The organism is Pseudomonadota bacterium, assembly GCA_022361155.1.
Classification (GTDB): Bacteria; Myxococcota_A; Polyangia; order Polyangiales; family JAKSBK01; genus JAKSBK01.
Window position 1 is genome coordinate 17,795 of record JAKSBK010000573.1, and the last position, 11,308, is coordinate 29,102.

At 67.1% G+C, this 11,308-nt stretch carries 13 protein-coding genes; all 13 read right to left on the minus strand.

What is annotated here, in order from left to right:
* Nucleotides 1-8: 8 nt before the first annotated feature.
* On the minus strand, nucleotides 9-1,202 hold the full coding sequence (locus tag MJD61_21495; GenBank protein MCG8557832.1) for a hypothetical protein: 1,194 nt from the start codon (nucleotides 1,200-1,202) through the stop codon (nucleotides 9-11).
* The gene (locus tag MJD61_21500) at nucleotides 1,199-1,645 is read right to left on the minus strand and encodes a hypothetical protein (protein ID MCG8557833.1); all 447 of its coding nucleotides are present in this window, start codon (nucleotides 1,643-1,645) and stop codon (nucleotides 1,199-1,201) included. Before MJD61_21500 ends, MJD61_21495 begins: the two co-directional genes overlap by 4 nt.
* 200 nt (nucleotides 1,646-1,845) lie before the next feature.
* Nucleotides 1,846-2,448 carry a hypothetical protein gene (locus tag MJD61_21505; GenBank protein ID MCG8557834.1) on the minus strand — a complete coding sequence of 201 codons (603 nt, stop codon included), beginning with the start codon at nucleotides 2,446-2,448 and terminating at the stop codon, nucleotides 1,846-1,848.
* A gap of 191 nt (nucleotides 2,449-2,639) precedes the next feature.
* Complete coding sequence (locus MJD61_21510) at nucleotides 2,640-2,792, minus strand: hypothetical protein (GenBank protein MCG8557835.1); 153 nt, start codon at nucleotides 2,790-2,792, stop codon at nucleotides 2,640-2,642.
* 68 nt (nucleotides 2,793-2,860) lie between these two features.
* Nucleotides 2,861-4,126, minus strand: a complete 1,266-nt coding sequence (gene hisD, locus MJD61_21515; protein MCG8557836.1) for a histidinol dehydrogenase — start codon at nucleotides 4,124-4,126, stop codon at nucleotides 2,861-2,863.
* A complete protein-coding gene (gene hisE, locus MJD61_21520) occupies nucleotides 4,123-5,409 on the minus strand; it encodes a phosphoribosyl-ATP diphosphatase (protein ID MCG8557837.1) in 1,287 nt (428 codons plus the stop codon). Before hisE ends, hisD begins: the two co-directional genes overlap by 4 nt.
* Nucleotides 5,406-6,161, minus strand: a complete 756-nt coding sequence (gene hisF / locus MJD61_21525; protein MCG8557838.1) for an imidazole glycerol phosphate synthase subunit HisF — start codon at nucleotides 6,159-6,161, stop codon at nucleotides 5,406-5,408. The genes hisE and hisF overlap by 4 nt, the downstream gene beginning before the upstream one ends.
* A complete protein-coding gene (gene hisH, locus MJD61_21530) occupies nucleotides 6,155-6,778 on the minus strand; it encodes an imidazole glycerol phosphate synthase subunit HisH (GenBank protein MCG8557839.1) in 624 nt (207 codons plus the stop codon). Before hisH ends, hisF begins: the two co-directional genes overlap by 7 nt.
* Nucleotides 6,778-7,386: an imidazoleglycerol-phosphate dehydratase HisB gene (gene hisB / locus MJD61_21535; protein ID MCG8557840.1), complete on the minus strand. Its 609-nt coding sequence runs from the start codon at nucleotides 7,384-7,386 to the stop codon at nucleotides 6,778-6,780. Before hisB ends, hisH begins: the two co-directional genes overlap by 1 nt.
* Nucleotides 7,383-8,846: an aminotransferase class I/II-fold pyridoxal phosphate-dependent enzyme gene (locus tag MJD61_21540; GenBank protein ID MCG8557841.1), complete on the minus strand. Its 1,464-nt coding sequence runs from the start codon at nucleotides 8,844-8,846 to the stop codon at nucleotides 7,383-7,385. Before MJD61_21540 ends, hisB begins: the two co-directional genes overlap by 4 nt.
* A 7-nt stretch (nucleotides 8,847-8,853) precedes the next feature.
* Nucleotides 8,854-9,723 carry an ATP phosphoribosyltransferase gene (hisG, locus tag MJD61_21545; GenBank protein ID MCG8557842.1) on the minus strand — a complete coding sequence of 290 codons (870 nt, stop codon included), beginning with the start codon at nucleotides 9,721-9,723 and terminating at the stop codon, nucleotides 8,854-8,856.
* 305 nt (nucleotides 9,724-10,028) lie between these two features.
* Nucleotides 10,029-11,060 (minus strand): D-alanine--D-alanine ligase, encoded by a 1,032-nt coding sequence (locus MJD61_21550; GenBank protein ID MCG8557843.1) that lies wholly within the window; start codon nucleotides 11,058-11,060, stop codon nucleotides 10,029-10,031.
* Nucleotides 11,057-11,308: hypothetical protein (locus tag MJD61_21555; protein ID MCG8557844.1), on the minus strand; the 252-nt coding region annotated here is incomplete at its 5' end. The genes MJD61_21555 and MJD61_21550, both read right to left, overlap by 4 nt.

Genomic DNA, 11,308 nt, shown 5'->3' on the forward strand with positions numbered 1-11,308 from the left:
AGCCAGTCCTACCACCATTTGAGGCTGACAACGAGCTCTCCTGACAGCGCCTCGGACCTCGCTGACGCCGGATCGTCCAACCGGGCCCACTGCGCGGCGAGGCCCGGACCGATCCACCAGTGGCGAGCAAGTCGCCACTCGTGTCCGGCTGCGAGCTTGACCGCGTACCCATGCAGGAACTCCGACGGGGAGGGCAAGTCTAGCCCAAAGAGTGCGACGCGAAGCGTGGCGTGGAGGTTCAGTCCGGACAGCGGGTAGTATGTCGCGCCAGCCCCGATCGAGACTGTTCCCAGTTCGACGCCCTGCATCCTGAACGTCCGGCCGCGCAACGTTGTGTGTGGGTCCGGGTAAGCTCGGAAGCCGAGCGTGGCAAAGGCAAGCCAGCGACGATGGCCGCCGCCGATGTCCAGATCCAAACCGTGGCCGGTTGCTACCGCCGTGGAGGGAATCCCCTGCCTGAACCCGGACAGCACACTCGCCTGCGACTTGATCCATATCAGCCCGAGACCCGGCGAGGCCTGAAAGCAGAAGCCGCTTTGCTCTTCAGTCACTTTCGGTGTTGGCATGGCTGGCGCTGGAGCGTCGAAGAAGCGGTGGGACCGAGCCGGCGATCCTGTCTGGGCAAGAACCGGCGTCTCGACGCTGAATAGGCCACAGAGTCCAGCGCTCAGCGCCAGCAGGAACCAGCGGCTTCGTGCTTGGCGAGGGACTGGACGCAGACTCCTATGCTGAATCCAAAACGGTACCGCCAGCAGCGGTAGACAGACCAGATCCGTGACATCGGGCGTCGCCGCCACCGGTCGCAGGCCGTGCGCCTCGTCGCCCCTCGCCAGAGCCGCCAGGGCGCGAAACGGCCACTGCAGGCTCGCCAGCCCGTAGCGGAACAACCAGTCCCCCCAAGCTGTGGTCTGCATCAGCACGAAACTCACCAGCACCAGGACTGCCGAGGCCCATAGCCCACGCCGGCCTCGCTCGGCTACAGCCGCGCGCGAGCGGCCGCAGATGAGGGTCCAAGCGGCGTGCAGCCACAGCGGTGCGAGCACCATGAAGGCGGCGTCGGAGAGCTTGCCACTGAACCAGCCCGGGCATGCCTGTTTGAGCCAGTGATCGTTGATCACCAGTAGCACGACGTTCGCCACCACGATCGGATGACGCAGCGCACGCAGCGGCGGAGACTCGTGGTGGTAGCGAGCTCGGATCATCTGACGACCTCGATCTCCACCTGCGGCTCCGCTGGTAGCTCCAGGCACGAGAACACGCTCGCGCTGGCTTGCGCCTGCCACTCGATCCGCACGTCCGGAAACAGGGTATCGCTACGAGAGAGGGTGAAATCGACGGTGTTGGAACACGTTGACGCGCCGAGCATGCAGCACGCCTCTCGCTCATCGCTGAAACAGTCGCTCAGCACTCGGCGGTGTGTGATGCTGCTTCCACCGCGCGCGCGTACTTCGCGCGTGTGCAGTCTGCGGATGCGCGAAGCGGTTGGGGCGAGCGTCAGCTTCACCTCGGGCAGCTCGGCATTCAAGGGCGCTTGTATGTGCGACGCCAAGAAGGACATCGTGAGCGAAACGCTACTGAGTGTCTCGCGCGTTGTCACAAGCTCCGGCAGACCAGAGACGCTCACACGCAGGGTGCCAACCTGCATCGAATTCGCCGCTAGAACGACTCTCCCTTGGCGCGTGCCGCTCCCAAAGCTAGGTGAGAGCCTCCCGAGCTCGGACGAGTCGAGAAAGCAAACCTCATCCGCCGGGGCGCACGCGTCGCCTCCGAGCACGAGCCCTGCCGCGAGGGTGCATCGACAAAGGGCCCGCCAGCAGCCCCCAGCCCGGAGTTGCCCGGTCGTCCTCATTGCCCCGCGAATTCGATGACCCACGGGAGTTGTCCTCCCTGATCGGTTTCGCTAGCCCACACCTTGGAAAACGAGAGTGACCACCGAACTTCGGTGCGAGCGACGGGGCTCGCTGCACGATCGAACTCGACCTCAAGGCTCGCTACGCAAGGACTCGCGGGGGCGGCGCTTGCTTCACTGCAGCCCCCCACAAACTCGATTTCTGGCAACAACGAAGAGCGCTCGAGGAACGGGCGTGACATGACGGTTTCATGTCCGTGCCTTAGTTTGACTCGAACCCACGGCGGGCTCTGCGTGCCTGCGGGCCCGCCGGGCGAGTGCGTCAAGCCCATCACCAGCGTGCCCTCGAGGGGCGGCGCCGTTGTGTCCTGCCCGTTTGGTCCGGGTCCGATGGCTTCGATGCGCACCACAAAACGTCGCTTGGGCGAGGCGTCGGTCAGCGTGAAGGCCGGCCCATCCACTTCGATGAATAGCCTCACCATGCGGGGCGGAATGGCCGAGGTGGCGAGCAGGCTGGCTCCGACCAGCAGGAACCAGCCGTTGCTCACCGCACGTCTCAAGACTTGGCCCTGAAGCTGCCCGCCGGGTTTACCGTTCATCGCCACCCATGCCACTGCACAGCGCGTAGACAGTTTGCCACAGGTTGCGGCGCCGTGCCCAAGCATGCCGTCCGGTGACCGGGAAAAGAGGCGGTTTCTGGGCGGCTTTCGTCCTCGGCCTGGTTCAAGGAAAGGCACACTCCGCGACGGGCGGCGGCGGCGCGGTCGGCTTTGCACACACGTCGGGTCCGCTAGCGATAGCGCTCGTGGAGCCGGCGCTTGATGACGCCGATTTCGTCGGGGCAGACTTCGTGCCCCATCGGAAACTCGTGCCACTCGATCGGCCGGCTGGGATCGAGTTGTCCTGCGGCATCGTGCGCCTGACGGCCGCCGGGCAAGGGCACGACCGGATCGTGGCGCCCGTGGCTTCGATCTTCAAGGCAGAGGCTCGGATTCAGGGTTGCTCACCTGCTCACCCCGATGCGCCTCCGCGCGCCTCCGCGGATCGGGCGTGGGCCTCGAGGCCTTCGAGTCGTGCCAGCCGGGCGGTGTCCGCGGCGATCGACGCGGGCTCGCTGAGGTCGAGCCATGTGCGCACGCTGAGGAAATCGAGCACCGAGAGGCCGCCCTTGAAGCGTCCGGTGCCGCCTGTGGGCAGCACGTGGTTCGGACCAACCCCGTAGTCGCCGAAGACCTCTGCGCTGCCCGCGCCTACGAACAGGCCGCCGTAGCGACTCAGGCGCTCGGCAGCCAGCTGGGGCTCACGAACGAGCAGCTCCACGTGCTCGGCCGCAAGCTCATCGCACAGTGCGAGCGCTTCATCGTGTCCGCTGGCCAGCACGTAGCCGCCGTTTTTCAGGGCGGCGCGGGCGTTGTCGGCCGTTGGAAGGGTCGCTAGCTGCGTTTCGAGCTCGCGTACCACGTGCTCCACCAGCGCGGGTGATGTCGTGATGAGCACGGGCCAGGCGTCGGGGTCGTGCTCGGCTTGAGCCAGCAGATCGGCGGCAACGATCTCGGGCGCTGCGCTGTCGTCGGCCACGACCACAAGCTCGGAGGGGCCGGCCAGCATGTCGATCGCCACGCTCGCCGACACGATCTGCTTGGCCGCCGTGACGTAGCGATTGCCCGGCCCGACCACGATATCGCAACGCGGGCACGGGCCGATGCCGTAGGCCATGGCGGCGATCGCCTGAGCCCCTCCCGCTGCGAGCAGGCCGTCGGCCTTCGCCACGTGCGCTGCCGCCGCCGTCACGGCCTGTGGGTTCGGCGAAGCGACCCATACGGTCTGAACGCCGGCGGCTCGTGCAGGGATGACCGTCATGAGGACCGAAGACGGAAGGGGAAAGCGCCCGCCGGGGGCGTAGCAGCCAGCCGCCTGCATGGGGATCACGCGCTGTCCCGCGCGCCCCCCTGGGACCGCTACGTCGAGGTTGGTCAGGGTCGCGCGTTGAGCCAGCGCAAAGCCCCGAATGCGATCGGCTGTGGTTTGCAGCAGGTCGCGATCCTCGCTGCGAAGGCTCTCGTAGGCCTTTCGCATGTCCTCGCGTGTCCAGACCAGGCTCGCGCCTGCCTCCAGCTGGTCCAGCCGCTCGGCGTGGTCACGCAGGCTCGGCTCGCCACCTTGCCGTACTGCCTTGACTATGCCGTGCGCGGTTTCCCAAGTGTCCGGATCAACGTCGAGCTGTCGCGCACTGCCTGGCTCACGTGTTGCAAGCGGTCCGAACACCCCAGCGCTCATGCGGGCCTGCCTTTCTCCTCGAGTCCTGTCTTGGCATGCCCTGGGCGGCGGCGCACGCGCAGCGCGCGGGCGTCCAGCTCGCGCTCGATCGCTTCGAGGTCCACCCCGCGGCTCTCGGCGGCGACCAGCGCGAAGTAGATCAGATCGGCCGCCTCGTGCGCGACTCCGGCATGGCCGGTAGCGCCGGCGAGCTCCCCCGCCTCCTCGAGCAGCTTCGAGCGCAAGAGGGCGGGATCGCCCAGCAGCCTGCGCGTGTAGGAGCCGGGAGGCGCTGCCGTGTGCCGGGCCTTGATGCGGCGTGCGAGCGCGCCGAGCCCGGGATCCTGGGTGCCGAAGCAGCTGCGCGTTTCCTTGTGGCAGAAGCCAGTCCCGAGCTGCCGCACGCTGTAGCGCAGGCAGTCCCGGTCGCAGTCGAGGTCCACGCGCAGCAGCTCCTGCTCGGCGCCCGACGTAGCTCCCTTGCGCCACAGGCCACGCGAGCGGGAACGGTACACGCCGCGACCGCTGGCAAGCGTCTGTGCCAGGCTCTGTGCATCGGAGTAGACCAGACCCAGCGCCACGCCGTGCTCGTCTGCGACGATCGTGGGCCACAGGCCGTCCGGGCGGTCGGACTGCATCATGGCAGCTAAGCTATCCGCCAGCGTCAAGCGGCCCGTGTACAGCGCCATGCCCACCTGCGCGTCGATGCCCATCGAGTCCAAACGCGCCACCTCCTGCGCGCTCGTCACTCCCCCGGCCAGCGTGAGCTCGGCCGTGCCGCATAGCTCGCGCAGGCGCGCCGCGTGCTCGAAGTCGACGCCGGTCAAGCGTCCTTCGCGTTCGACGAGCGTGACGAGGAAGCCACCCACGAACGGGCGCAGGGTTTGGATCGCATCGGCCAGGTCGACCCCGGTTCGGGTGCGCCAGCCGTGCACGACCACTTCACCGTCCCGTGCGTCGACCGCGGCGATCACACGTTCTCGAGGCAGCTGCTCGAGCAGCTCCGGTCGGGCCGCGGTTCCCAAGACCACCTTGGTGGCTCCACGATCGAGCCAGCCGAGGGCAGTGTCCACGCTACGAATGCCGCCGCCGACGCGGCAACGAGCCAGCGGCAGCAGCTCTCGAATCAGGCCGGTGTTGTTGCCCTGATCCATCGCAGCATCGAGGTCCACCACCGCGACCTCACCGACCCGGCCGAAATCCCGCGCGAGCGGACGAGGGTCGCCCGCATCAAGCTGCTTCTTCTCGCCTCCGACCAGCTGTACCACGGTGTTTTCGAGCAGGTCGATGGAGGGGATGATCATCGTCGCACCTCGATTCCGTGCGCCGCCAGGTACTCCTTGACGGCGCCTACGGTCGTGTCTTTGTAGTGAAAGATGGATGCGGCCAGCGCGGCCGACGCGCCTGCCCGAAACGCCTGCAACAAGTGCTCTGCATGGCTCGCGCCGCCCGATGCGATCACGGGTATCGCCACCGCGGCGCTCACGGCCCGCAACAGCGCGCAGTCATAACCCTGGCGGGTTCCATCCCGGTCCCACGAGGTGAGCAGGATCTCTCCCGCGCCTCGCTCGGCCACCTCGCGAGCCCAGTCCACGACGTCGAGCGCCACCCGCTCGGAGCCCGAGCGGACCACGGCCTGGAACCTGCCCGATTGCGTGCGTGCAGCGTCCACCGCCACCACCGTGCACTGACTGCCGAAGCGCCGCGCCAGCTCGTCGACCAGGGGAGGGTCCGCCACCGCCGCAGTGTTGACGCTGACCTTGTCGGCGCCGGCCTCGAGCAAGTTGTTGGCGTCCGCTACGCTGCGCACACCGCCGCCCACGGTGAGCGGGATGCCGAGCCGGTCTCGAATGGCTTCGACCGTGTGCAGCGCGGTGCGGCGCTCGTCGGGCGTGGCGGACACGTCGAGCATCACGAGCTCGTCCGCGCTCTGCCGTTCGTATTCGCTGGCAAGCTCGGTGGGCGATCCGGCGTCGCGCAGGGATTGGAAGGACACCCCCTTGACCACGCGGTCCGCCCGTACATCGAGACAAGGTAGGATTCTCGCGCTCAGCACGAGCCCGCTCCTTGGCTCGAGCGCTGCAGGCACCAGCGTGCGAGCAGCTCGGCGCCGTACCGGGCCGAGAGCTCGGGGTGAAACTGACAGGCCACCACGTCTCCGCTCTCGACAGCCGACACGAAGGGGCCACCGTGGTCCGTTTGTGCCGCACGCCAGCCCTCGGGGGCGCTTCGCAGGCAGTAGGAATTGGCAAAATAGGCGTATCCCGAGCGTAGATAGCGGGCGCCCGCGGGTGCCTCGACACGATTCCATCCGAACTGCGGACAGCGCACGCCGGCGGGAAAGCGCGTGACGCCGCCATCCAGCACTCCGAGCCCGCGGGCTTCGGGGCTTTCCTCCGACGTGTTGCATAGCAGCTGCATTCCGAGGCAGATGGCGAGCGTCGGCCGGCGCTCTCGAAGGCGCTCGATCAGTGCTTCGGTGAGGCCTCGCTCGTCGAGCTGAGCCATCGCGCTTCCGAAGGCACCAACGCCCGGCAGGACCAGCCGCTCCGCAGCGCGGATCCCCTCGGGACTCGCACTCGTACGGGAGCGGATGTCGAGCCGTCTCAAAGCAGCCCGAACCGAGGCCAGGTTGGCGACCCCGGTTGCTACGATCAGGACCTCGGACGCCACTACAAGACTCCCTTCGTGCTCGGCACGTCGCCGAAAGCCGAGCGCGAGATCGCCTGCCTGAGTGCCAGAGCCGTCGCCTTGAATGCCGACTCCGCGCGATGGTGATCGTTGCTTCCACGCAGCACGTCGACATGCAGCGTCGAGCGGGAAGCGAGCGCGAGCGAACGCAACACGTGTGTCACGTTTTCGCAGGCCAGCGCACCGAGCGACTCACGCTGAAGCTGCAGATCGATCTCGGCATGAGGGCGACCCGAGAGGTCGACGACCGCACGTGCCAGCGCCTCGTCCAGGGGGGCGTACGCGTACCCGAAGCGAAGCACGCCTTCGCGCGAGCCCAGAGCCTGGTCGAGCGCGGATCCGAGTGCCAGGGCCGTGTCCTCGGCCGTGTGGTGATCATCGATCTGCAGATCGCCTTGCATCTTGAGGCTCAGATCGAAGCGTGCGTGCTTCGCCAGCGAGCCGAGCAGGTGGTCCAAGAACCCAACGCCCGTCTCGATCTGCGCCTCGCCCGACCCATCCAAACACAGCTCCAGCTCGACGCTCGTTTCCTTGGTGCAGCGCTCGATCCGAGCAGTGCGGCGCTGGACCTTGGCACTTCGTCGGTTCATGGCAACCACTCCTGCAGCGTTTCAAGCTGCGTCATGACCCGGGCCGCACCGTGCTCGAGGAAACCCAGGCTTGTCTCCACCCGGGCCTCGCTATCGGCCAGCGCGAGCGGCACCAGCGCCGCTTTTCTGGCCGCGGCAAGGCCCTCGAGCGTCTGGCCCACGTACCAGGCTCTCGCGCAGCGACCGCTCGGCTCCGACAGATCGTGCAGCGCCGCCCGGAGCGCAGCGGAGCCGTCTTGCAGTTTGCCGTCCCTGCAGCATGCGAGGGCGTCGAAACAATCCTGGATTCCGCGGGCACGAAGCATGCCGAGGGCCTCCTCGCTCGAGCCCGTGGTCACGAGGCCGAGCCGCATCCTTGCACGCAGGCGCTCCAACAGCTCGCGATCGTCCTGTCCATCTCGGCATACGGCCTCGAGCTCGAGCAGCAGCGCGTCAGGGCGCAGCGCGCACAGCAGAGCATCCTCGAGGCGACGGAATGCGGCGGCCTCGCCGGGACAGGTGATGCGAACCGCGTTCGCCAGGGAGGGCTCATCTGGGAAAACGCGCACCGCGATTCCGAGCCCGGCCAAGCAATCGCGCAGCCACAGCGCTCTCGTGCCCCTCCAGAGCACGAAGTTGCCCTGGCTAGGTTCGCAAGACCAGGCCAGGGACACGGCCAGCTTCCGCAGCCGCGCACGCTCCTTGCGCACCTGCCCGACGTACGCTTCCTTGCTGCGTTCGCCGCGCTCGAGCGCCCGCTTTGCGATTGCGACCGAAGGGCCCGCGACCGAGTAGGGGCTGCCCGCGGCTCGCAGGCTGTCGATGCGCTCGGGGCTGCCAAGCGCAAACCCTACCCGCAGCCCCGCAAGCCCCCAGGCTTTGGACAGCGTTCGCGTCACCGTAACGTTGGGAAACGACAGCGCCAGCCCGGTCAAGTCCTCGTCCGCGAACTCCCCGTAAGCCAGGTCGAGCAGGACGGGCAGCTCGGGACGCGCGCCGGCCAGGGTCTGCAGATCCGGCCTGGTCACGGTGCCCCCGGTGGGGTTGTTGGGCGAGACGACGATCAGCAGGCGCGTGGCCTGGTCGACCGAGGCAAGCAGCTGCGACGCAGGCAGCGGACCTTCGTGCCATTCGACCTGTCGTAGCTCGGCATGTGCGAAAGCGACGTAGCGCGGGATCATCTCAAAGCAAGGCCGCGTGCAGACTGCGTTTGCCCCGGGTTCGAGCTCGGCCCTGCAGATCCGGTCGATGGCCTCGTCGGCTCCGGCGGTGACGAATACCTGGTCGCTGTCAACGCCGACTTGCTGTGCAAAGAGCGCGGCGAGCTCGGCGGTCCGCGGGTAGCAGCGCAACGCCTCCGGCGTGAGCCCGGAAAGCAGCACCGACAGAGGAGCGGCGTCTTCGCTGCGTTCGCCGCCGGATAGATCCAGATCAACCGGTGCGGCGTGCCGAGGTGGTGCGTAGGTTCGGGCAATGGACATGGGGCGCCTACACGAGAATCTGTTCGAGCTTGCTGACAACGATGTCCGATCCGCCCGCGGCGCGGATGCGCGGGATGAGACTCGGCAAGGTTGCACGCGGAATCGCAGCCTTGACCGCGAAACCATCGATGCCGTACAGGCGAGCGACCGTGGGCCTGCGCATGCTGGGCAGCAGGGCGACCAGCGCTGCGAGCGACTCCGATGGGACGTTGACTTCCACCATGACCCTCTGGCGGGCTTCCAGCACCGAGCGAACCAAACGGACAAAGTCCTCGATACGCTCGCGTTTGGCGGGGTTGCGCATCGCCGCTGACGCCGCATACAGTCGCGTGGACGAACGCATGAGCTCCGCCACGATCCGCAGGCCGTTGGCCTCGAGCGTGGCCCCGGTAGCCGTGTTATCCACGATGCAGTCGGCATCCTCGGGTGGAAACACTTCGGTTGCACCGTAGGCTCGCACGTAGCTGTCGCCCATGCGGCGCTGCGCGAGCCATGCGCGCGTCAGCTGTTCGTACTCCGAGGCCACCGCGAGCGGGCGGCTCGGCAGCTTGCCGTTTTCGAGCAGCTCCTCGGGCGCGGCCGCCACCAGGCGTACCGGGTCGAGCCCGGTGTCCAGCAGCTCGGCCAGCTCGGCGTTCTTTTCTGCCACCCAGTCCGCCCCGGCGAAGCCCAGGTCGCGGGAGCCGGCGTGCAGCATTTCGACCACGCTGGCGGGTTTGAGCGTCTTGACGCTGAAGCCGGGTTGGTCGATGCGCGGTCGATAGGAACGAGCGCTCGTTACCAGATGCATTCCGGCGCCGGCAAGAAGATCGCGGACGCCGTCCTGCATGCGTCCCTTGGGTAATGCCAGTTTGAGTGTTGCGTCTGGTTCGGTCACGACAGCACCTGCGGGCGGCCCCGAAGCCGGCGTGGTGTCTGCTGGCCAGAAACACGAACGCCGACCGCTGGGGCCGGCGTTGAGGACGTTAGCGAATCAATTCAACGCTCACACACCACCGACCTCGGGCTCATGGTGCAAATGCCCATGAGAGGCACACATGGGATGGATTGCCGGGAATCGAGCGTGCAGAGCATCCGGCCGCATAGGCGGCGGAACTCTACACGCAAACCTTCCTGTGCGCAAACCCTGCCGGCCGGTTCCTGGCATCCATACTGACAGGAACGGTCGTTTCTGGTTCCCGTTCAGTCCGGATCGACCCGCTCCAGCGCTAGCTCGACCAGGCGTTCGATCAACGCCGGGTAGCTGAGTCCCTGGTGGTCCCAGAGCCTGGTGAACATGGAAGTTGGTGTGAAACCGGGCAGGGTGTTGGTCTCGCTCACATACGCCTGTCTGCGCTCGGGGCAGTAGAGGAAGTCCACCCGGGCGAGGCCGGCGCAGTCCAGCAGCACAAAAGCCTGCTTCGCCATGCTCTGGAGCGTGGTGCGCAGCGAATCATCGATTGGGGCGGGGATGTGGAGCTCGGCGCGGCCCTCACCATACTTTGTCTCGTAGTCATAGTACTCGCTACCGTAGGTGATTTCTCCGACCGCACTGGCTTCCGGCTTGTGGTTGCCCAGCAGGGCGACTTCGAACTCCCGTGCCCGCTCGATGCTCTGCTCCACCACGACGCGGCGATCGAACGTGAGGGCGTGCGCGATCGCCGCGCGCAGTCCCTCTCGGTGATGGACTTTGGACATGCCGAGCGAGGAGCCCAGATTTGCGGGCTTGACAAACCAAGGCGGCTTGAGGGAGGCGCAGGCTTGCACCACGCGCGCCGGAGCTGACTCGAACTTGTCCCGGCGCACGAGCCGGTACGGCACCAGCGGCAAGCCGTGGCGCGCCAGCAGGTCCTTGCTCATGGCCTTGTCCATGCACAGTGCGCTTGCAAGCACACCCGAACCCACGTAGGGCACCCCAGCGATCTCGAGCATGCCTTGGAGCGTTCCATCCTCTCCGTAAGGGCCATGGATCATAGGTAGGACGATGTCGGCATCTGCGATGCGGGACAGTGCCTGCCCCAGATCTACGCCACCTCGATCGGCCCGTCCGTTCTGAAGTGCCTGCCGGGACTCGGCTTCCGACAGCCAGCGTCCCTCGCGCGTAGCCACCAGAGGCTTCACATCCAGTGCACCTTGCTCGGTTGCGGCCAAGATGCAGCGCGCCGAGACGATCGACACTTCGTGCTCCTCCGAGCGTCCGCCCGCCAACAGAACTACGCGTGTTGCTCCGCTCATGGCCTGGCTCCCTCGAGTGCCCGATCCGCCCGCCGGATACGTGTGTTGTGCAGATGCACGATGTAACCATACCGAAATTGCGGCGCACGCAAAAGTCGCTCGCCCATGTCCCCGATCCGATCATCCACGTTCGCGATGTCGGCGTGCTCGGCGTGGGGAGTAGCTCGTGGGCAGGGATGACCTGGCGTCGTCCGGGCGGGGGGTCTCGTGCTCGGGCCCGGCCTCAGCTCCGCCAGGTCCGCGTCACG